Annotated in this window: 25 protein-coding genes and 1 riboswitch; of the genes, 24 read left to right on the top strand and 1 reads right to left on the bottom strand. The window is 41.5% G+C overall.

Features of this window, described 5'->3' with window-relative positions; translation table 11 throughout:
- Positions 1–11: 11 nt before the first annotated feature.
- The 7 genes from spoVAD (at position 12) to FHS45_RS07205 (ending at position 6,092) form a co-directional block, all read left to right on the top strand.
- Positions 12–1,025: a stage V sporulation protein AD gene (gene spoVAD / locus FHS45_RS07235; RefSeq protein WP_062446495.1), complete on the top strand. Its 1,014-nt coding sequence runs from the start codon at positions 12–14 to the stop codon at positions 1,023–1,025.
- Entirely contained in the window at positions 1,025–1,375 is a 351-nt protein-coding gene (gene spoVAE / locus FHS45_RS07230; protein WP_062446493.1) for a stage V sporulation protein AE, read from the top strand. The genes spoVAD and spoVAE overlap by 1 nt, the downstream gene beginning before the upstream one ends.
- A gap of 47 nt (positions 1,376–1,422) precedes the next feature.
- Positions 1,423–2,889 (top strand): spore germination protein, encoded by a 1,467-nt coding sequence (locus FHS45_RS07225; RefSeq protein ID WP_062446492.1) that lies wholly within the window; start codon positions 1,423–1,425, stop codon positions 2,887–2,889.
- Positions 2,890–3,120: 231 nt separating this feature from the next.
- On the top strand, positions 3,121–4,434 hold the full coding sequence (gene lysA / locus FHS45_RS07220; protein ID WP_062446490.1) for a diaminopimelate decarboxylase: 1,314 nt from the start codon (positions 3,121–3,123) through the stop codon (positions 4,432–4,434).
- Positions 4,431–4,868 (top strand): peptidylprolyl isomerase, encoded by a 438-nt coding sequence (locus tag FHS45_RS07215; RefSeq protein ID WP_062446487.1) that lies wholly within the window; start codon positions 4,431–4,433, stop codon positions 4,866–4,868. The genes lysA and FHS45_RS07215 overlap by 4 nt, the downstream gene beginning before the upstream one ends.
- 98 nt (positions 4,869–4,966) lie before the next feature.
- On the top strand, positions 4,967–5,392 hold the full coding sequence (locus FHS45_RS07210) for a site-2 protease family protein (protein WP_166761377.1): 426 nt from the start codon (positions 4,967–4,969) through the stop codon (positions 5,390–5,392).
- A 322-nt stretch (positions 5,393–5,714) separates the two neighbouring features.
- Positions 5,715–6,092: a GNAT family N-acetyltransferase gene (locus FHS45_RS07205; RefSeq protein ID WP_062446482.1), complete on the top strand. Its 378-nt coding sequence runs from the start codon at positions 5,715–5,717 to the stop codon at positions 6,090–6,092.
- Positions 6,093–6,144: 52 nt separating this feature from the next.
- On the opposite strand, the gene FHS45_RS07200 is transcribed toward FHS45_RS07205, so the two are convergent.
- Positions 6,145–6,657 (bottom strand): DUF309 domain-containing protein, encoded by a 513-nt coding sequence (locus FHS45_RS07200; RefSeq protein ID WP_062446480.1) that lies wholly within the window; start codon positions 6,655–6,657, stop codon positions 6,145–6,147.
- A 294-nt stretch (positions 6,658–6,951) separates the two neighbouring features.
- Here FHS45_RS07200 and FHS45_RS07195 point away from each other — a divergent pair, with 294 nt between their 5' ends.
- From FHS45_RS07195 to FHS45_RS07115, 17 genes are all read left to right on the top strand, one after another.
- Positions 6,952–7,698 (top strand): segregation/condensation protein A, encoded by a 747-nt coding sequence (locus tag FHS45_RS07195; protein WP_062446479.1) that lies wholly within the window; start codon positions 6,952–6,954, stop codon positions 7,696–7,698.
- Between the two features lie 3 nt (positions 7,699–7,701).
- The gene (gene scpB / locus FHS45_RS07190; RefSeq protein WP_062446476.1) at positions 7,702–8,301 is read left to right on the top strand and encodes an SMC-Scp complex subunit ScpB; all 600 of its coding nucleotides are present in this window, start codon (positions 7,702–7,704) and stop codon (positions 8,299–8,301) included.
- Between the two features lie 66 nt (positions 8,302–8,367).
- Positions 8,368–8,781: a hypothetical protein gene (locus tag FHS45_RS07185; RefSeq protein ID WP_062446474.1), complete on the top strand. Its 414-nt coding sequence runs from the start codon at positions 8,368–8,370 to the stop codon at positions 8,779–8,781.
- Positions 8,782–8,822: 41 nt separating this feature from the next.
- Positions 8,823–9,338: a DUF3907 family protein gene (locus tag FHS45_RS07180; RefSeq protein WP_062446472.1), complete on the top strand. Its 516-nt coding sequence runs from the start codon at positions 8,823–8,825 to the stop codon at positions 9,336–9,338.
- Positions 9,339–9,616: 278 nt separating this feature from the next.
- Positions 9,617–10,705, top strand: a complete 1,089-nt coding sequence (locus FHS45_RS07175) for a D-alanyl-D-alanine carboxypeptidase family protein (RefSeq protein WP_062446470.1) — start codon at positions 9,617–9,619, stop codon at positions 10,703–10,705.
- Positions 10,699–11,289 carry a nucleoside recognition domain-containing protein gene (locus FHS45_RS07170; protein WP_062446468.1) on the top strand — a complete coding sequence of 197 codons (591 nt, stop codon included), beginning with the start codon at positions 10,699–10,701 and terminating at the stop codon, positions 11,287–11,289. Before FHS45_RS07175 ends, FHS45_RS07170 begins: the two co-directional genes overlap by 7 nt.
- Complete coding sequence (locus FHS45_RS07165) at positions 11,286–11,804, top strand: spore maturation protein (RefSeq protein WP_062446466.1); 519 nt, start codon at positions 11,286–11,288, stop codon at positions 11,802–11,804. The genes FHS45_RS07170 and FHS45_RS07165 overlap by 4 nt, the downstream gene beginning before the upstream one ends.
- 263 nt (positions 11,805–12,067) lie before the next feature.
- Positions 12,068–12,811 carry a pseudouridine synthase gene (locus tag FHS45_RS07160; protein ID WP_062446464.1) on the top strand — a complete coding sequence of 248 codons (744 nt, stop codon included), beginning with the start codon at positions 12,068–12,070 and terminating at the stop codon, positions 12,809–12,811.
- A gap of 54 nt (positions 12,812–12,865) precedes the next feature.
- Entirely contained in the window at positions 12,866–13,414 is a 549-nt protein-coding gene (gene resA / locus FHS45_RS07155; protein WP_229717856.1) for a thiol-disulfide oxidoreductase ResA, read from the top strand.
- 25 nt (positions 13,415–13,439) lie between these two features.
- Entirely contained in the window at positions 13,440–15,065 is a 1,626-nt protein-coding gene (gene resB, locus FHS45_RS07150) for a cytochrome c biogenesis protein ResB (protein WP_062446459.1), read from the top strand.
- Between the two features lie 36 nt (positions 15,066–15,101).
- Positions 15,102–16,289, top strand: coding sequence for a c-type cytochrome biogenesis protein CcsB (gene ccsB / locus FHS45_RS07145; RefSeq protein ID WP_062446457.1), 1,188 nt, complete (start codon positions 15,102–15,104; stop codon positions 16,287–16,289).
- 199 nt (positions 16,290–16,488) lie between these two features.
- A complete protein-coding gene (locus FHS45_RS07140) occupies positions 16,489–17,205 on the top strand; it encodes a response regulator transcription factor (protein WP_062446456.1) in 717 nt (238 codons plus the stop codon).
- On the top strand, positions 17,205–18,992 hold the full coding sequence (locus tag FHS45_RS07135) for an ATP-binding protein (RefSeq protein ID WP_062446454.1): 1,788 nt from the start codon (positions 17,205–17,207) through the stop codon (positions 18,990–18,992). The genes FHS45_RS07140 and FHS45_RS07135 overlap by 1 nt, the downstream gene beginning before the upstream one ends.
- 65 nt (positions 18,993–19,057) lie before the next feature.
- Positions 19,058–19,237: riboswitch (cobalamin riboswitch) on the top strand.
- Positions 19,238–19,429: 192 nt separating this feature from the next.
- On the top strand, positions 19,430–19,831 hold the full coding sequence (locus tag FHS45_RS07130; RefSeq protein WP_062446452.1) for a DUF4430 domain-containing protein: 402 nt from the start codon (positions 19,430–19,432) through the stop codon (positions 19,829–19,831).
- 5 nt (positions 19,832–19,836) lie between these two features.
- On the top strand, positions 19,837–20,340 hold the full coding sequence (locus FHS45_RS07125) for an ECF transporter S component (RefSeq protein ID WP_062446450.1): 504 nt from the start codon (positions 19,837–19,839) through the stop codon (positions 20,338–20,340).
- 112 nt (positions 20,341–20,452) lie between these two features.
- Positions 20,453–20,995, top strand: coding sequence for an RNA polymerase sigma factor SigX (gene sigX / locus FHS45_RS07120; RefSeq protein WP_062446448.1), 543 nt, complete (start codon positions 20,453–20,455; stop codon positions 20,993–20,995).
- Positions 20,982–22,166, top strand: coding sequence for a GerMN domain-containing protein (locus FHS45_RS07115; RefSeq protein WP_062446446.1), 1,185 nt, complete (start codon positions 20,982–20,984; stop codon positions 22,164–22,166). The genes sigX and FHS45_RS07115 overlap by 14 nt, the downstream gene beginning before the upstream one ends.
- Positions 22,167–22,244: the final 78 nt, after the last annotated feature.

The raw sequence follows: 22,244 nt of genomic DNA, 5'->3' as shown, positions 1-22,244 counted from the left end.
GAGGAACAATCATGGGTAAAATGGGACAGCAGTCTTGGTTATATAATAGTGCCATCTATATTAACGCTGCAGGAACAGCTGTAGGTCCGCTGGAAGCAGCTGGTCCTTTAGGGGAAAGTTTTGATCAAACGTACCAGGAATTACACTGCAATCAAGACAATTGGGAGTTGGCTGAACGCCAATTGATGAAGGATGCAGTCAATGCCTGTTTACAAAAATCAGGCAAAGATCGTTCGGAGATGGATTTGTTCCTTGCCGGTGACTTACTTAATCAAAATGTTACTGCGAATTATGTTGCTAAGGAGTTGGGGCTACCTTTTCTATGTATGTTTGGTGCCTGCTCGACATCTATGGAAACGCTGGCTACTGGTGCTTCTTTAATTGATGGAGGTTTTGCAGATCAAGTAATTGCCGCTGTAAGTTCCCATAACGCTACAGCAGAGAGGCAGTTCCGTTATCCAACGGAATATGGTGGGCAAAAACCAAAGACAGCCACTTTTACTGTTACAGGAAGTGGTGCCGTAATGATCTCCAAACAAAAATCAAATATACGAGTGGAGGCTGCCACAATCGGACGGGTCATGGATTATGGAACAAAGGATCCATTCGATATGGGTTCGGCGATGGCACCAGCTGCTTACGATACCATCAAGAACCATTTTCAGGACATGGGCCGCTCCCCGAAAGATTATGATTTGATTGTCACTGGGGATTTATCTTCTGTAGGAACTCCTATCGTACGGGATATGCTGAAAGAAGATGGATTTAATGTCGAAGAGGTCCATAATGATTGTGGCTTGATGATCTATCATAGTGACCAGCCAGTCTTCAGTGGCGGTAGTGGATGTGCCTGCTCAGCTGTTGTGACTTATGGGAAGTTACTGGATGACCTGGCTTCAGGAAAATACAACAAAATTCTTGTAGTAGCTACTGGGGCGTTGATGAGTCCGACCATGGTGCAGCAGAAGGAGTCCATTCCTGCGATTGCTCACGGTGTGGTACTCATGCGAGAGGAGGGAGCATGATGGTTTATCTATGGGCATTCCTGGTTGGAGGAGGCATTTGTGTCATCGGGCAACTGCTCCTGGATGTTGCAAAGCTGACGCCAGCTCATGTCATGTCATCCTTTGTAGTAGCAGGAGCCGTCCTGGATGCTTTTGATTTATACGATAACTTGATTGAATTTGCAGGAGCGGGAGCAACCGTTCCTATTACAAGCTTCGGCCATTCCTTGCTTCATGGTGCCATGGAGCAAACGAAAGAGCATGGATTTATCGGGATAGCAACTGGGATATTCCAGCTTACATCAGCCGGCATCGCCTCAGCGATTTTGTTCGGATTTCTGATCGCTGTCATTTTTAAACCAAAAGGGTAAAGAATCCGGATTTTCACTTAGACGGGCGATAGAGAAAGGAGAACGTAATGGATAATCAACAAGAAACCCATGTAATGTCACGTTTACATGATATTGAAAAATTCATGGACGAGCAAGTAGGCATAGAAGAATCCTTTGATGTAGGTTTCCGGCAGTTTCCGATTTTAGGCAGAAAGCTGAATATGTATTATGTTACAGGTCTTGTTGATACAGACTATGTGATTGAGTTGATGAAAGAGTTGATGGAGTGGGAAGCGGAACAACCAAGAACAAGAAAAGTGTTTGAAGGAATATATGAACATCTTGTCCATCAACAAGTGGAAATTGTTGAATCTATGGAGGAATGTATTACCCAGCTACTATCAGGATTGGCTGTCATCTTTGTTGAGGGTGAGAAAAAAGCGTTCATCATTGATGTGAGATCTTATCCAGGGAGGTCACCTGAGGAGCCCGATACCGAAAAAGTCGTCCGTGGATCACGTGACGGTTATACAGAGAATATTATTGAAAACACAGCTTTGACTCGAAGAAGGATCAGGGACGGAAGGTTGCGGCATGAAATTATCAAATCAGGTACAAGGTCGAAAACAGATATATGTATATCTTACTTGAAAGACGTGGCTGATCCAGGATTAGTGAAGCTTGTAAAAGAAGAGGTAAAGAATATAGAAATTGATGGTCTTTCGATGGCTGATAAAACGGTAGAGGAATATATTGTGAAACAGGGGTTTAACCCTTTTCCACTGGTCCGCTACACAGAGAGGCCTGATGTTGCTGCCAGCCATCTATTTGAAGGGCATGTATTAATTATGGTAGACACAACCCCAAGTATGATCATTACTCCTACTACTTTTTTTCATCATGTCCAACATGCGGAGGAGTACCGACAATCGCCGGTGGTTGGAACATTCATCAGGTGGATTCGGTTCATCGGTATGTTTGCTTCTGTGTTTTTATTGCCGTTCTGGCTGCTGATGGTCATGGAGCCTTCTCTGCTTCCTGAACCGCTTGCTTTCATCGGTCCAAATGAAGAAAGCAGTATACCTGTCGTCATACAGATATTAATAGCAGATATCGGGATTGAATTTTTAAGGATAGCAGCCATCCACACCCCCACCCCCCTATCAACTGCGATGGGTTTGATAGCTGCTGTACTAATCGGACAAATTGCGATTGATGTAGGCATGTTTGTGCCTGAAGTAATCTTGTATGTGGCGGTAGCGGCTATCGGCACTTTTGCTACGCCTAGTTATGAATTGAGCGTAGCAAATAAAATAAGCAGGATTCTTCTATTGTTGTTAACTGCATTCTTTGGGGTAAAAGGATTTACTATTGGTTTTACTATATATATCCTTGCCCTGGCACGAACAAAATCACTAAATACGCCTTACTTTTGGCCGTTTTTGCCATTCAATATGAAGGCAATGATGCAAATTTTATTCCGTCTTTCTGTACCATTAGCCAAAGTCCGTCCAAGTATCGTCCATCCTCAAAATAATCACCGGCAGCCGTAATTTGGTATTTGCCGGTTTTAGCACCATATGATAAATTTAATATAATTTACAAATAAGAATGTCTTTCCCTCACTGGGGGCATTCTTTTTTGATTGTGGCTCTCCTGAAACAATTATTGTACGTTTCGAAATAAGGAAATGAAGCCGTTTCCCTGAACTGGTCCAACCCGTATGATATAGGAGAAAGTGATCAAAATATTTTGGATGGTTGATAGAGGAAGGAAGGAACTACATGAGTTTACCATATAATGAGCAAGGCCATTTACTTATTGGAGGAATTGATGCAGTGTCATTAACAGAAACGTATGGCACTCCATTATTTGTATATGATGTCGAGCGTATCCGTAAAAATGCCCGTGCGTTCGTAAAAACATTTGAAGAAAGAGGAATGAAGGCTCAGGTTGCCTATGCCAGCAAAGCCTTTTCTTCTGTGGCGATGCTGCAAGTAGCTAAACAGGAAAACCTGAGTCTTGATGTCGTCTCCCAGGGAGAATTATATACGGCGCTAAAGGCAGATTTTCCGGTAGAAAAGATCCATCTCCACGGCAATAACAAAAGCGTAGATGAATTAGAGATGGCTGTAGAACAAGGAATCGGCTGTATCGTGGTTGATAACTTTTATGAAATCGATTTGCTCACCGCAATCCTTGAAGATAAGCAGAAAGAAATGGATGTGCTGTTAAGAGTGACCCCGGGTATTGAAGCGCATACCCATGATTATATTCTGACCGGGCAGGAGGATTCTAAGTTCGGTTTTGACTTATCCAGTGGCCAGGCTGATGCAGCGTTTGAACGTATCCATGCAACTGAACGCATCCATCTTATCGGTCTTCATTGCCATATCGGTTCACAGATATTCGAAACAAGCGGTTTTTTGATGGCGACTAAAAAGCTGTTCGCTTCCATGGAAGAATGGCGGGTAAAATACGGATTTATAGCTGATGTGCTTAACCTGGGAGGAGGTTTCGGCATCCGTTATACGAAAGATGATGATCCTCTTGAATTAGATGCCTATGCCCACGCGCTTATTAATGAAGTTAATGAACAGGCTGCCGTACGGAATTATCCAATACCGGAAATCTGGATAGAACCGGGCCGTGCGATTGTCGGTGATGCCGCTGTAACTTTATATTCTATCGGCTCTATAAAAGAAATTCCCGGGGTCCGAAAGTATATTTCTGTGGATGGCGGTATGACTGATAACTTAAGGCCGGCATTGTACCATGCTAAATATGAAGCTGTTGTGGCCAATCAGATGGACGCTCCAGTGCATGAAAAAGTTTCCGTTGCAGGGAAGTGCTGTGAATCCGGAGATATGCTAATATGGGATGTAGAGCTACCGGAAGTATCTCATCATGACATTCTTGCTGTAATGAGTACTGGCGCTTATGGTTATTCGATGTCTAATAATTACAACCGTTTTCCTAGAGCTGCAGTGGTTTTCGTGGAAAATGGCGAACATCAACTTGTCATTGAGCGGGAAAGCTATGAAGATTTGCTAAGGTTAGATTGCTCTTATAAAAAAGGAGAGGAGAGTCTTACATGAAAAAAGGCAGCATTACGTTTGAAACAGGAGAAAAAATTTTATTGGAATTTTACCCGGAAGATGCCCCGGGAACAGTAGCCAACTTCGAAGAATTAGCCAACAGTGGTTTCTATGATGGAGTCATTTTCCACCGGGTAATTCCAGGTTTTGTAGCACAAGGAGGAGATCCGACGGGGACCGGCCGCGGAGGCTCCGGTAAAACAATTAAATGTGAAACGGAAGGGAACCCGCACAAACACGTGGCCGGGTCGCTATCAATGGCGCATGCCGGGAAGGATACTGGAAGCAGTCAGTTCTTTCTGGTACATGACCCTCAGCCGCATTTAGACGGCGTCCATACTGTTTTCGGACAAGTGACTGAAGGAATGGATACAGTCTTGAATATCAAGCCGGGAGATACAATGAAAGAAGTCCGCGTGTGGGATGAAGAGTAAGTAGGAGAATAGTGGGCCTGTTTTGGCTCACTATTTTTCTATCTATGATATCCTTACGGGAGGGGAGAGATTACCGTTTGTTGGAGTTTTTGACAGCTATGATCTGGGTAGTTCCTTTAGGTATCTTTATCCATGAATTAGGGCATGCCATTCCGACAGTGCTAATCAACCATGGGGAAGCAAAGGTACGGATCGGCTTTGGACCGAAATTGTTTCAAATCGAAATAGGGAAGCTTCATTTATATATACACGCAATATTCTTCCTTGGCGGTCATACAGAGAGCAGGCATCCCTATAGAATTTCTCATTGGAGAGAGGCAATGGTAACATTGAGCGGACCGTTAATGAACCTGGTCTTTTTTTTCTTGCTCTATCTATGGTTAGAAGAAGGCAATACCTTTCTTTGGTTCAATTTATATTTATCAGTTGTCAATCTGATTCCCTTTTATTGGAAGGGGAAATATTCTGATGGCTATCGTTTTTTCCATATATTATTAAATAGACAATTACATAAGACAACTTGAATAATTTTTTAGTTTAGCTTATGCTATTCGTTGAAGCTTAAAAAGGTTATTAACACGGGGGAAGCTGAATGAGAAAGAAAAATGTGATTTTGTTTATCGTTTTATTAACCTTCAGCATACTATGGGGATTATACTACTGGTTTTTCATAGCACTCTAAAACATGCAAATATTTCAGCCATGAATGATTGATTTCTTCAACTGTCCATGATCTGTTGAAGCGATTAAGCAGTAATAAGAAGATCTTGGCTGGTTATTACGGAAACAGCCTTTATCCTGCCCATCATGGGAGTAGGAAAGTTATTTTCATAATGAGGGGTTACTATGTTAATTCGTTATAAGAAAACATTTGAAAAAATTGCTATGGGGCTGTTGTCATTCATGCCAGAAGAGAAGGATGTCAAGAAGCTCCAGCAAACCATAAAAGAATATGAAACCAATGAGGATTGGCAGTTATTCCTTTGGAAGGACGAAGATATCCTCGGGGCAGTCGGTGTCCGATTAGAAGAAGGTGAACGAGCGGTGATTCAACATGTCACTGTCAATCCTTCTCATCGAAACATGGGCATTGGTAAAAAGATGGTGCAAGGCGTGAAGGGTTTTTACAAGGACCAATATCACGTATGTGCTGACGAAGCCACGAGTGGCTTTTTAGAAAAGTGCTGCACAACTGGTTCAGATGCTGAATCTGCTGAAGCCTGATAAAAATAAGCGCATGTCATTGACATGCGCTTATTTCATTTGGGGAATGGATTTACTTTTGGCTTAGCTGGTCTGCTTTTACATCCTCGCTTGAATGCCGGTCTCTTAACTTATGTTTATGTGTAAGGAAGTAGTCGCCAGGGTCTGTTTCCCTGTTATAAGGAACATTCCAGTACTGGCATTTTCTCTCGACTATATCCTGCAGGTCAGTATCCAGTATTGAAATGTTAACATTGTAATAAGGTTTTTTTTGTCGGAGTGATTCGTGAACTTCTGTTAAGGTGATCTTTAAATCATGTGCATGTAAACCCAGGCTTTCTAAATTGTCTTCTTGGACACTCCAAGTGCGTTCCAGACGTTTTAACAGCTTGAGCGCGCCTCTCTCATTCCCCCGACGGTAATGGTAGAGACTTACAGCGAACTGAATTAACCATACCCAAACAGACTCACGGTGGCATGGGGTAGTTTCTTTCCAATATTCTTCTAGTACTTCATGACATTCAAAAAAGTCTTTCGTTCCATTGAAGTGGGCTAGAAAATCGGTATAGGCTTGGGGATAAATCATTACATTTGCTCCTTCTTAGAAGATACCATGAGTGTAACATATATGAGGACGAAGAAAGAATCACAAAATTTCTATGACAAGCGTTGGTTACCTGTCTGTTTCTAGTCCATACGGCTCGATAAATATAAACAAGATGAACAATTGCGAATGTATTCACTGCTTATTGTTATGTTGGAGTTAACGAATTTTTGATTTTTTGGTAAGATACATCTTACGATAATAAAGGAGTATATCGCCATTTATTGTTTAGGCGGTATTAATATCATTCCATTGGAATGTGGAGGAAATACATATATGAAACAAAGTTATCAAGTAAAAATAGACGCATTTGAGGGACCGCTGGACCTTCTTTTACATTTAATCAACCAGTATGAAATCGATATATACGATATTCCTGTCGCTGATATAACAGAACAGTATATGACTTTCATCCATACGATGCAAGAACTGGAGTTGGATATAGCAAGTGAATATTTAGTAATGGCAGCAAGCCTGTTAGCAATGAAAAGCCAGATGCTCTTACCCAATCAATCCTTTGATTTGGATGATGAAGAAGAACTGGAAGAAGACCCTAGGGAAGAATTGATGAGGCGTCTGATTGAATACCGTAGATATAAGGATGCTGCGTTGCACCTTAAACACAAGGAAGAAAATGCTGACCGAACGTATACAAAACCTCCTTCGAATCTCGAAGATTTTCAAGACGGTAAACCTGAGGTGCGTGAAGGCGAGGGGTCGATCTATGACATCCTGGGAGCTATGGCTAAAATACTGAAAGGCCATAAAAAACAGGAGAGTAGTCGTACCGATACCAAAATTCAACGCGATGAAATTCCAATACAAACGAGAATGAGTGAAATTAAGAAGTATATTAACAGCTCAGGAAACGCTGTTAGTTTTTTTGAACTATTTCCAGAGCCATCCCGCCAACATATTGTTGTAACTTTTATGGCCCTGTTGGAATTGATGAAAGGAAATGAAATATATTGTGTGCAAGAAAAGCACTTTGACGAATTGCTTGTATATAAAATGGAGGATTAATTAATGGACATTCATGAATATAAAGGGATAGTAGAGGGGCTTCTTTTTGCTGTCGGGGAAGAGGGAATAAACACAAGTAAACTCAGGAATGTACTCGAGGTAGAACGAGAAGTGCTCGATGAAATACTTGACAGTCTGAAATTTGACTACAGTGACAAGAAACGAGGTCTTGCCCTGATGTCCGTGGAGAATATCGTCTATATGACGACGAAAGCTGAACATGCTCCCTATTTGAAGCAATTATTAGATACACCGCATGCTTCCCGGCTGTCACAAGCAGCTCTAGAAACACTTGCTATCATTGCCTACCAACAGCCCATTACCAGGTCGGAAATTGAAGAGCTGCGAGGGGTGAAGAGTGAACGTGCCATCCAGACCCTTACTACTCGTTCCCTGATACAAGAAGTTGGGAGGAAAGAGGGAATAGGCCGTCCCATTTTGTATGGTACTACAAAAGAATTTTTAACTTATTTTGGAATAAGTTCCTTAGAAGACTTGCCCCCTTTACCAGAAGGGAATGAAGAAGATGTGGAGGCAGAAGCCGACCTTTTCTTTGAAGAATTCAAAGCACCAGCTGCAGAGAAGCAACCCGATGAGGAATAATATACAACCTTCTCAATAGGGTTATGGTAAAATATACTTATATCATATACTGATAAGGGGGAGCCTATGGAAATCATATCTGCGAAAGGCGTAGAGTTGGTAAAAGAAAAGGCCAATTCACCTGAGGAATTTTTCAATCGCTCCGAAGTAATCTATGAAGATAAGGGTAAAGAACACAGTTTTTCTTTACTATATTTACGGTATTTTGATGAAAATCCTGAAGAATTTACACCTTTTTCGGAGAACCCGGTGATAGTGTTCGGTGAGGAAGAAATCATGCTTAAGGACATGGCAGCTTTTATTGCACTCGTGAAAAATCCTGGCTATAAACATCGCAAAAAAGTCTATATCAATGATTATGAGAAATATAAGGAACTATATACGAATGTGAATTGGGAAGCAGCCCAACAGGCCTTCTTAAAGCTCAGCAATGGCAAGCGATTCGATCTCGAATCCACCCTGGAATTTCTTCATGCTTGAGATTGACCTTCATGAGATATACACCACTTAGGAGGCTGGCTATGCATAAACAGATGATACGGGCACAACTGAATGTGGCAGGCAGTTATTTAACATTAATAGTTGAGCAGTTAGATGCCTACCTTGATTATCATCAATTGGACAATTTAATGGAAGAACAAGGAAGTAAAGAAAAAAGATACTACCGTTCATTATTGAAGTCGCTTCGCAGGTTGGAAGTGTTTTGTGATGAAGCTAAAGACGCCATTGCTGTCCTGCTTCAATCGGAAGGGTTTAAAACGGCAGCAGCAGAGCGGACGTTGTACGGTATATACCATCAATGTATCGCAGAGTTTTTTGCTCCTAAAAGTGATACTTGGTATGAAGACAGTCGTGCCGCGTATACAGGGGAAAGTGCAATCCTTTATCATCATGAGCCACCGCTTTCCTTTAAAAAATTGATGTTGAAACTGGAGTCATCTTTTCAAAAAGTCCGGCAAGAATTGGAATGTTATGAGACAAATAACCAATCCAAAGCTGCCCTGGAAGGAAATAAGAAAAAGGGCCCGGCATCCTGAGAGATAGGAAACGAATCACCAGCCAATAAGAAAGGAACTGCTCCAAAAGTCTGTCATAGGCTTTTGGGGCAGTTTTTTGGTCTGATTAAGGTTAGAGGTAAGGTGAAAAACTTATCCAGGGGATATGGCTTTCTGGCAGGTGTTGCTGCTCGTTTCGTTCGAAACGATTTTATATTTTATTTTCAGCTGTTCCTATTTAAAAGAGGTCCATCTATATCATACGCTCGTCTTCTTCGCATAGATTAAATAGTAAGTTATGAATTGAAGGAGGAGCGGCTTTGAAGAAGCGCATGATTATATGGTTGATTTATAGTTTCCTCATCGTTAGTCTTATTCATCCATTTCAAGCGGAAGCAGCGATCTCTGTCTCTGCCAGAAATGCTGTGCTGATGGACATGCAGTCAGGGAGAGTTTTATATGAGAAGGCCGCTGACGAAGAAGAATTGATTGCAAGTACGACAAAAATAATGACAGCACTAATTGCCGTTGAATCTGGAAAATTAGAAGAAAAAGTGGAAGCGAGCCATCATGCGGTTTACACAGAGGGGTCTTCCATCTATTTAAAAGAAGGAGAAAAGATGAAGCTGAAGGACCTCGTCTATGGTCTGATGCTGCGCTCCGGTAATGATGCTGCTATGGCTATCGCTGAGCATTTAGGCGGTTCCGAGGAAGGATTTGCATTTTTAATGAATGAAAAGGCCGATTGGCTGGGAATGAATCATTCCAATTTTGAAAACCCCCATGGACTTGACTCTGATAATCATTATTCAACTGCGTATGACTTGGCTTTATTAATGCGTAGTGCTATGCAGTATGACACATTCCGTGAAATAACAGGAGCAGAACGGTACTTATCGGAGAATAGGGATTATTACTGGTTCAATAAAAACAAGCTTCTCACTAAGTATTATGATTATTGTACCGGAGGGAAAACAGGCTTTACCAAAGCAGCCGGAAGAACATTAGTATCTACAGCAAAAAAAGGGGATATGGAGCTGGTGGCCGTTACATTAAATGCAGGAGATGACTGGAATGATCATCAACGGATGTTCGAATGGGGATTTGAGAATTACGATCACGTTCTCCTTCAGGAAAAAGGAAAAGTTCCAGTAAACGTTCCCGAAAAGAAATCTTTATATTATACAAGGGATGTTATTTGGCCGGTAACCACTTCTGAGAAGCAGTCACTTCATTCAAAATTGAATTTGCTGCAGAATACAGACAGCTCACTTGTCGGCAGGCATGTAATCTATCTCGATGACAGTCCAATCATGACCACAGCTGTTGTGGATAGTCCTTCAGAGCGAACATTACTTTCATACTGGCTGGAAAGGACTAATCGGTTTATGGGGTTGACGTCATGGTAAATATTATCTGGTCGTTGCTCGCAGTAATTGGAATTGTATTTGCTGCTTTTAATGGGACGATGGGAGAGGTTAATAAAGCCATTTTCAGTACCATAGATGATGCGATTATGATAACGCTGACCATGATGGGGGTGCTGATATTCTGGTTAGGGTTGACGCGTATTGCCGAAGAAGCTGGTTTACTTAGGGGTCTTGCCACTTTGTTCCGTCCAGTCGTTCAGCGGATATTTCCTGACATCCCCAAAGACCACCCAGCCATGGGTTATATTTTATCGAATATGACCGCCAATTTATTCGGTTTAGGTAATGCTGCTACGCCAATGGGTTTGAAGGCGATGAAAGAATTGAAGCAGCTGCATGGTAAGGATACAGCAAGCCGATCAATGATTACTTTTCTGGCAATCAATACTTCCTCCATAACATTGATTCCAACGACGGTAATAGCAATTCGGATGAAATATGGCTCTGTTGATCCGACGGCGGTTGTCGGTGCAGCTATTATAGCTACCACCATTTCCACAACAGGAGCTCTTTTGATTGATCGTTATTTTTACTGGAGAAGATACAGGAGGGGAGCAGAATGAGTATCAGCATTTGGATAATCCCCGCTATCATATTGCTGATTCTCTTAACAGCGACCTACAAAAGAGTTCCAACGTATGAAAAGTTTGTGGAAGGAGGCAAGGAAGGGATAGATATCGCTATCTCCCTGCTGCCTTTTTTGATTGGGATGATGGTCTCCATTGCTATCTTCCGTGCTTCCGGTGCAATGGAAGCATTCATCACCTTAGTAAAACCTCTTACAGTGTTGCTTGGCATGCCTGAAGAAATATTACCATTAGCCCTTGTGCGTCCTTTATCGGGAACCGCTGCTTTAGGGATGACAAGTGAATTAATAAAAACTTATGGACCTGATTCTTTTATCGGGTATTTGGCATCTGTTATGCAAGGGAGTACCGATACAACCTTTTATATACTGACCGTTTATTTTGGAGCAGTCGGAATAAAAAAGATGGGGGATGCACTTAAAGTTGGACTAGCCGCTGACATGATTGGTATAATAGCTTCAATAATAGTTGTCACCATCCTTTTCAGTTGATCAGGATAAGGAGACCAGATAGTAAGCCACGCTGAAATGTCAGCGTGGCTTACTGTTGGGTATTGGATTTTTCTTGCATGGTAGTTTATTTCCCCCTAGCGTCTTCATAAGGCGTTAACATAATTCCCGTACTATAAATTATATATGGCTTTCATTAAGTTTGTATAGAAATAGTCAATGAAGTGAATCACTTAATGAAGGGGGAAATGACTTCTATTATGTATCCAATATATTATATAACAATAATTGAGTAGGTGATTAGTATGACAGGTTCATTAGAACGTTTACAGAAAGTAATTGCTAAAAGTGGCGTTACATCAAGAAGAAAAGCGGAAAAATTGATTGTGGAAGGAAAGGTATCCGTCAACGGAAAGGTCGTTACGGAACTGGGAACGAAAGTGACACCGGATGATAAGGTAGAAGTGGAAGGTGTTCCATTGACAAAAGAAGAGCCGGTTTATTTTCTTCTATATAAGCCACGAGGGGTTATTTCCAGTGTCAAAGACGATAAAAACCGTAAAGTAGTAACAGATTTTCTCCCTGAAGAAATAGAGGAACGTGTATTTCCAGTCGGCCGTCTGGATTATGACACCTCCGGGATTTTGTTATTAACAAATGACGGGGAATTCGCTAATCAATTGATGCATCCTAAGCATGAGATTGAAAAAGTATATATCGCGAAGACAAAAGGAATCCCTTTAAGAGAAGATTTGGCTAAGCTGACAAAAGGAATACGGTCTGATGGTGAATTATTAAAAGCTGCGCATGTAAAAACAAAGTCGGTGGATAAAAAGAAGAACACTGCTATTATTCAATTGATCCTGCACGAAGGAAAAAACAGGCAAGTGCGTAGAATGTTTGATTCCATCGGGTACCCTGTCGATAAGTTGAAACGGGAACGCTATGGTTTTCTTGATCTTCATGGTTTGAATGCAGGGGAGCTTCGTGAGTTGACCCCCCATGAAGTGAAACAGCTAAGGCATTTATCGGAGAAAAATGTTAAATAACTTTCACATTTACCAATAGTGTTAAATGTTATAATCGCAAAAGGAGTGATGAAAATGGATAAAAAGAAGAAAAAACAACGTCGGTTGATATTTCGCATCTTTATATTAGCGGTACTGGTCGGTCTTGTTGTTTTTGCGATTATCGGAAATTTATCACAAGATGATGCGGTTGTTGCGGAAGGTGAACAGGCTCCGAACTTTGAACTGGAACAATTCGGAACAGACGGTGAAAGAAAGTCATTGGATGATTTCAAAGGTAAAGGAGTAATGCTCAACTTCTGGGCTACATATTGTAAGCCTTGTGAAGAAGAAATGCCTTATATGCAAGAGCTATACCCTAAGTATAAGGAAAAAGGCGTAGAAATTGTGGGAGTCAACCTTGATTCAACGAAACTGGTAGTCAATCGTTTTATTGATAAATATGATCTCACGTTTACTAATCTTCATGATAAAAACGGGCAGGTAATGGATCAATATGGTATCAGCCCTATTCCTTCCACTTTTTTCATTGATGAAAATGGAGAGATTGTAGATAAAGTCATCGGGCCTCTGACACTTGAAAAACTGGAAGAACATTTGAAAGAGATTCAACCGGAAGCATAAGTCTTAGGTATAGAGAGGTTTTACTATGAAGAAGATCAAATGCGAATGCGGGCACGTCAACCCGGAAGGCACAGTATTATGTGAAGCCTGCGGGAAGCCAATTGAAGGCAATCAGCATATTGATGGGAATAAGAAAGACTCGTTATTGAATATGCGTTATGAAGGAAGTGCTCGTCGTTCCCAGACTTATAATCGCAATATAATAGATAAAGTATGGAACTTTTTTTCTTCTGTTAAAGTGGGAGTCTGGCTGATTATCATAACTCTGGTTGCATCATCACTTGGTACGATTTTTCCGCAAGAGATGTATATTCCTCCGGGCTCCAACCCAGCGACATTTTATGAAGACCAATATGGACTGGCCGGGAAAATCTATTATCAGTTAGGATTCCATAATTTATACAGCACGGTATGGTTTATGTTAATGATTGCACTGATTGGTGTTTCCTTGGTCATTTGCAGCATTGACAGGGTTGTTCCATTACATAGGGCACTAAAAAAACAAAAACCTAAACGACATCATACTTTTTTGAAGCGTCAGCGTGTTTTTGGGGAAACAAACGGACAAGCTGATGTTGAAGCTTTTAAATCAAAATTGAGAAAGCAGCGGTATAAAGTATGGGACGAAAATGGCCATATTCTCGCCGAGAAAGGTAGATTTTCACGGTGGGGTCCTTATGTCAATCATATTGGGCTGATCATCTTTCTTTTAGGGGCGTTGTTACGCTTTTTACCTTCTATGTATATCGATGACTTCGTGTGGGTTCGGGAAGGTGAGACTGCTGTAGTGCCATCCACAGGCGGTCAATATTATGTTAAAAATGAAGACTTCATTCTTGAAAACTATGATCCTGATAAAGACGAACGATTCCAGGAAGCGTTGATGAACCAAAGTGCTCCTGTTGCCAGCAACTATCAAACCAATGCTGTGATTTACGAGCGTACCAACAATGACGTGGTAGGAGCTGAACCGGAATTAGAAGAAATTCAAAAAAAAGAAATTGTTGTCAATAAACCGGCAAAGTTTGATGGTTTTGCCCTATATCAATCCAGCTATCAGTTAGATGAATTTGCTGCTATGTCTTTTACCCTCCATGAAACGGACGATGAATCAGCAGTACTGGGTGAATTCACCGTCGATTTGACGAATCCGGAGATGGAATACGAGCTGGATAGCGGGGCCAGGGTAGTAATCGATGAATATTTTCCAGAGTATTACATGGATGAGAATCAGCCACGCTCTAAATCTAAATTCCCTAAAAATCCGGCATTTGTATTTTATGTTTATCCTCCAGATGGAGGCGATCCAGAGGTCAGTTTTGCCGGTATCGGGATGAATATCGATCCGACTAATGAAAATCAATATAAGCTGAGCCTGGCAGGTTATGATACAAGGGATGTTACTGGCCTGGCTGTGAAAAAGGATTATACGCTGCCGTTTATGGCTGTAGGAGGATTGATCTTTATGATCGGGGTGGTCCAGGGGATGTACTGGAACCACCGAAGGATATGGCTGCAGCCTAGGGAGTACGGCGTATGGATTGCCGGCCATACGAATAAGAATTGGTATGGACTGAAGAAAGACATAGAAAAGTCTATTGATCAAACAGGAATTGACATGCCGGAGGATCAGCAGCAATTAAAAGGTTGACCCTTTTCATGAAAAAGGGGATAGGAGGATAATTAAATGGGAGATCTGGTAACAATCAGCAGTAATCTATTATATGCTTCATTTTTCTTTTACATGATCGCTACCTTCTTTTTTGGCGGGACGATTCGTGACAAAAAAAATAGTTCCAGAGGAAAAGCAAGTACTATTGGGATTTCCTTGACTATTGCCGGGTTTATCACCCAGCTCGGTTATTTCTTCACTCGTTGGGCAGTCAGCAAACATGCCCCGGTGAGTAACTTGTTTGAATTCACGACATTTTTCGGCATGATGCTTGTCATGGCGTTTATCATCATTTACTTTATCTACCGGTTGGATGTCATTGGTTTATTTGCACTGCCAGTTGCATTACTTATCATTGCCTATGCAAGCATGTTTCCGAGGGAGATATCACCATTGGTTCCTTCCTTGAAATCCCATTGGCTGTATATTCATGTAACCACAGCCGCAATTGGAGAGGCAATCTTAGCTATCAGTTTTGTGGCCGGCTTGATATTTTTAATCCGGCAAATTGATCAGACTAAAAAGTCTAAGCATACATTCTGGCTTGAATTTGTTATTTATTCCATTTTCTCTACTTTAGGCTTTATCATTGTAACTACTACTTTCGGTGCTATGGATTACCAGGCCCAGTTCCAGGCACCGGTGGAAGGTCAGATTGTAGCGGTAGAATATCACTTACCTGCAATTGCTGGTCCAAATGACGGAGAGTTACAGACGGCAGGAGCCATGCAGCCACTATTTGATGCCCCGGAATGGATGAGGGGAGAAAGTGCGGCACGCAAATTTAACACATTGATTTGGTCACTTGTGAGTGGATTAGTTCTTTATGGGGCTGCGCGTCTGATTTTGAGGAAGCGAGTAGCTGCAGTCATCCAGCCGAAGCTAAAAAAATTCAACCCGGATTTAATTGATGAAGTTTCTTATCGTGCAGTTTCGATCGGTTTTCCAATATTCACATTAGGCGCCTTGATATTTGCTATGATTTGGGCACAAGAAGCCTGGAATCGATTTTGGGGATGGGATCCGAAAGAGGTATGGGCACTGATTACCTGGTTATTCTATGCATTCTTCCTTCACCTGCGGTTATCAAGGGGCTGGCACGGTACTAAATCGGCCTGGCTTGCCGTAGGAGGATTTGCTATCATCATGTTCAACTTGATTGCTGTCAACCTTATTATCGCTGGATTACACTCCTACGCTTAAATATTAAGGAATTCATTTGTATATCTGGCTGGTTGCATCCAAATCCTTACAGAAGAAAAGACCAATGATAGACCATTAGAGGCCTGCAGTTCTCTGATGGTCTATCGTTTACATAATAATTTTTTGTTATGCTAATAGGAAAAGAAACAAAGGTAATAGAATTGAATGATATATAGGTACTTTTAGAGGGGGCATCGCTATGGAAAAAGAAGCCAGGGTATTAGTAGTAGATGATGAAGAAAGAATCAGACGGCTGATTCGTATGTACTTAGAAAGAGAAAACTTTGAGGTTGAAGAAGCAGAAGATGGAGATGAAGCACTTACTAAGTCATTGAATAACGATTACGATGTAATATTATTGGATATCATGATGCCTGGAAAAGATGGAATTGAAGTTTGTAAGGATTTGCGCGAAAAAAAGGCAACACCGGTTCTGATGCTTACAGCAAAGGGAGAAGAAAGCAATCGTGTTCAAGGGTTTGAAGTAGGAGCAGACGACTATATTGTAAAACCATTCAGCCCGAGAGAAGTAGTGCTTCGGGTTAAAGCAATCCTGCGTCGGTCTTCTTCTACTAAGTTTCTTCAAACAGATACTTCGGCAAATAATGTATTAGTGTTCCCGCATCTGACGATTGACAATGACGCACACCGGGTGACTGCTGATGGAAAAGAGGTAACCTTGACCCCGAAAGAATATGAATTATTACATTTCCTTGCCAAAGCTCCTGATAAGGTCTATGAACGGGAGCATTTATTGAAGGAAGTCTGGCAGTATGAATTTTTCGGTGATCTAAGAACAGTTGATACGCATGTAAAACGACTGAGGGAGAAATTAAGCAAGGTTTCCAAAGATGCCGCTAAAATGATTGTAACTGTCTGGGGTGTGGGATATAAATTCGAGGTAAGTGGTGACTGATGTTTTGGCGCAGTGTCGTAGGTAAACTATGGTTCACTATATTATTGTTAGTTTCATTTGTATTATTTCTTTTGACGGTATTACTCCTGGAGTTTTTTGAGAACTTCCACATTTTAGAAGCTGAAAGAGAGTTATTACAGACGGCAGATAAGGTTTCCGAAATTGTTGATGAATATGGTGAAAGGGATTTAATTTTAGACACCTCTACCAGAGTGAAAGACCCGACAAGCCGTGTGGTCATCTTTTTTGATGAGAAGGACATGTGGAGTTCCTCGGCAGAAGGAACTCTGCCCCAAATTGACCGCCAATGGATTGAATCGGATGAAGAGCTTTCTTCCGTATTGTCAGGGTCAGATCAAGTGAAAAAAATAGCGGATATTGATAACTTTCAAAATGGGGTCATGGTAGTAGGTACACCGTTAAATGCAGAAGGTTCAGGTGTCTTTGTCTACCAGTCTCTCGACTCAGTTGAAGAGACGACAATGCAGACGACTAAAATCATTTTTCTGGGTGCCGGAATAGCAATCATCTTGACTACGATATTCGCTTTCTTCTTATCGACACGGATCACAGCACCGCTTATCAAGATGCGCGAAGGCGCTTTAGAACTTGCTAAAGGGGAATTCAACACGAAAGTACCCATTCTTACCCATGATGAAATTGGGGAGCTCGCAATGGCGTTTAATCGGATGGGGCGCCAGTTGAAATTTCATATTAATGCATTGAATCAGGAAAAAGAGCAGTTGTCAGGGATTCTCAGCTCAATGGCTGACGGTGTTATCACTATTAATCGCCAAGGGGAAATCCTGATTACCAATCCTCCCGCTGAACAATATCTTCAAGCCTGGGCTTATGAAGAAGATGGGACAGATATTGCTTACAAAGATGAGTCGATGCATTTGCCAGAAAGGTTGAAAGAGATTTTCAACCAAGTTATTGCGACGGAGACGGAAGTGATGACAGAGACAGATGCTCAAGGAAGAAACTGGGTTATTATCATGACGCCATTATATGATAAATCCTCTGTCCGCGGAGCTGTTGCAGTACTAAGAGATATGACTGAAGAACGACGCCTGGATAAACTGAGACAGGATTTCATTGCAAATGTCTCTCATGAGTTACGTACCCCAATCTCGATGATGCAGGGATATAGCGAAGCAATTGTAGATGATATAGCTGAAAGCAAGGAGGAGAAAAATGAACTTGCCCAGATCATCTATGAAGAATCCCAGCGGATGAGCAGACTGGTCAACGAACTGCTGGACCTGGCAAGAATGGAAGCCGGCCATATTACCTTGAATAAAGAAGAGGTAGACGTACGCCCGTTTGCAGAAAAGATTGTACGTAAATTCCAAGGGCTTGCCCAGGAAAAGGATGTAAACTTAAGACTCCATGCTCCAGAAGTGATGAGCACCAAATATTTTGACCCCGATCGTATCGAGCAGGTTTATACGAATTTAATCGATAATGCGATTCGTCATACCAATACGGGCGGAAATGTTGATATTCATCTGGAAATGACGAATGAAGGAATCCATTCTGCTGTACAAGATTCAGGCACAGGGATTCCTGAAGAAGATTTGCCATTTGTATTCGAGCGTTTCTATAAAGCAGACAAATCGAGGAAAAGGAAAAAAGGAAAGACAGGTACCGGACTGGGACTCTCTATCGCTAAACATATTATTGAAGCACATCAGGGAACCATTGCTGTGCACAGTAAAGAAGGTTCGGGAACAACATTCTCTTTTCACTTGCCTGATCTTAGCGAAGATCTACAAGATTTGTAATAAAATCTTGTTCCCTGTGAAACAACTATTTACTTTCACCTTGCTTATGATAATATAAGAATAGAATTGAATATGTGAATCAAGGTACTTTTGAGTAGTTGAAAAGGGAATTTGGTGAAAATCCAAAGCTGTCCTCGCAACTGTAAGTGCCACGAAACGGACAGACCACTGTACCATAATGTATGGGAAGGGTCCGTAGTAGGAAAAGCACAAGCCAGTAGACCTGCCTTGATTCGTCGTTTCAAAGCTTCGGGGATTGAGCTGGTTGAGACAACCGGTGGATTAACCCCATTAAGTCGGGATCTATATGAATACTGGTAGTCCAAGCCCATTCTATTGAAGAATGGGCTATTTATTTGGGGGAAATGCGGTTGTCTATCTGAATTTCACACCCAATAGCAATGAAACAAACAAACTACGTGAAAGGATGATAGGTCATGCTGAATATTAAGCAATTTATTGTTGCTTTATTAATGACAGTGGCAGTATTGACAGGTTGTCAATCCGAATCAGAGGAGTCAAGCCAGGCTCAACAAGAACAGCAGGAACAGGTGCCTGTGAAGGTTACTATTTCTCAAGAGGAAGGTAAAGAAATGGTGGCAGAAAAAGAGCTGGAAGTTGAGGAAGGTACAAGTTTGATGGAAGTTTTAAAAAATAATTTCGAAGATGTAGAGGAAAAAGATGGCTTCGTAACCAAGATTGAAGGAATAGAGGCAAAAGAAGGAGAACAGAAAGCCTGGTTCTTTACGATCAATGGAGAGGATGCGTCTGTGGGGGCAAAAGAATACAAAGTAGAAGAAAACGATTCATTCACTTTTGATTTCCATGCATGGGACTGATAAGGATGAACACCTATAAAATAACTTTAATAGCATTGCTGGCGTCCCTGGCGGTAGTTGGCAGGTATGTATTTGCGTTTTTACCAAACGTTCAGCCGGTTACCGCTATCATCATCATTGCGGGATTTTGGCTCGGTCCACTAGCAGCAGTTGTGCTGGCAGTTTTGGTCACCTTCCTTTCCAATATCATGTTAGGGATGGGAATCTGGACGATATGGCAAGTGGCTGCCTGGGCTGTCATTGGTTTGGCTAGCGGATTAATCGGCAAATATTGGTCAAATATTCCGCTGCTATTATTGGCTGCCTTCGGAGCGTTGAGCGGCATATTTTATGGTCTTGTATTGTCTGTAACCATGTATAGCTTTGCAGGGTCATTTTGGGGATATTATCTGGCCGGTCTGCCATTTGATCTTTACCATGCAGCAGGCAATGCAGTGTTCATCACCATGCTTTATCCTGTATTCAGCCGTCTGTTTCAACGTTATTATAACCAATGGATTCCAGCTTGAAATACCAGCCAATTAGGGTTGGTATTTTTTCTATATTATGCCTATTATTAAGGGGGATGTAACTTTTTAATACATAATACGACTAATTTAATGAACGGGAGGTCTCTCCACTGTGAGGTCGATATTTGAATCTCTTTATGAAAAATATCACCAGGATATATTTCAGTTTATTTTTTATATGGTGAAGAACCGGGAGCAAACAGAAGACCTTGTCCAAGAGGTTTATATAAAAGTCTTAAAATCTTACGAGAAATTTAAAGGGGACAGTAGTGAAAAAACATGGTTGTTTTCTATTGCCAGGCATGTCACGATTGATTTCTTTCGTAAGCAGGAAAGAAAGAGAAAACGCCTGCTCGAATTTTTTGACTGGGAGAAAAAGGGCGAACAACTAAAAGATCAGCAGCCTTTACCAGAGGAGATAGCTGAAAAAAATGAGCAAATACAAATTCTATATGAGTATTTGGATAGGCTGACAGTAGATCAGAGAAGTGTCATTATTTTGAGATTCATACAATTAATGTCAATCCAGGAAACGGCTGATATTTTAGGGTGGTCCATCAGTAAAGTGAAAACAACCCAGCATCGGGGGATGAAAGTATTGCAGGATTTGATGGCAGATCAACGAAAGGAGGGAGATAGTTATGAACCAAAATAAAAACGACAGGCGTAAGGAACTGGAAAAGGAGTTTGAAAAGTTCCCCTTTATCCAGGATCACCAGGATAAAGATGAGCTTTATAACAAAATTTCCCTTCAAATGATGGAAGAAGAGCCCAAAAAAAGAAAACGGGTAATCATGCCAGTTTTCGCTCTGGTTGCGGTGCTCTTTCTAACAGCCATCATCCTCCCGCCCATTTTAATAGAACAGTCTGGCGAAGAGTCGATGGATATAGCGACAGAATCCAATGAGGACGCTGAAGATCACTCAGAAACCTTGCATGATGAGCAGTCAGCGGAGATTTCCCAGAACCCATCTGAAATGGAAGTAACAGAGCGAGACGTGGATGACAGCGACCTGCAAAGTTATTTGGTGTTTGAAAAATTTAAGGAAAGCCCTTTTATAGTTGCGGTTGCCGCAGGAATGAATGGGGAGCAAATCATCCCATTTGCCATTACAGCAAAGGATGGACAACTGGATTATACCACTACTACCACTTTAGTGGCTAAACAAGCAGAAGATCTTGGCGTGGCCGGTTTTCCATTACAAGGAACAGTAATAAACATGAAGGGAACAGAAGCAGAAATAATTTTTCCGGATGATTTTCAAACGGCTGGAGGTTCAAGCTCTGATGTTATGCTTCATAATAGTATTGAGCAGACCTTTCAAAATAGTCAAATATCACAAGTGAACCTGAAATATCAGGATGGACGTCCTTTTGAAATGGGTAACTTTGGAACGGTTGAGTCCCTGAAAATCCCCTCCTCTGTGAAAGTGAGTTATAAACTTTATAACTATCCGGCAACGGAATCAAATTTCTTAGTTCCTATAAAGATAAATGAAAACGCCACAATCGAAGAGGCATTTCAAACGCTGATCGATAATGGAGGAGGAGAGTACATCGATTCACCAATACCGGCTGGTGTTTCGATTGAAGGGGAAGAACCTCGGGATGAACTGCTTTCCGTCACCATAAACGCCTCAAAAGAATTGGAAGCGGACCAACGCTCGATGATGATGATTGAAGCTGTGTTGGCTACGGCTGCTTCCTTTGGTTATGAACACGTACAATTGCAAGGTCTCCCATTCAGGAGTATCCACAGGTATGATCTATCCAGCCCTTTGGAAACTCCTGAAGCAGTGAATCCTCTCCTTATGGATACAGACTAAAAAGCAGACGATATATACAGTTTAGCTTGCCTGCTGGATTGGGTGATTTAGGCAGTGGAATAAACTAAGGTGAAGTGC

Origin of the sequence: Thalassobacillus devorans (genome assembly GCF_011761345.1) — a bacterium.
Lineage (GTDB): Bacteria > Bacillota > Bacilli > Bacillales > Halobacillaceae > Thalassobacillus > Thalassobacillus devorans.
This window is presented reverse-complemented; position numbering and strand designations above follow the sequence as displayed.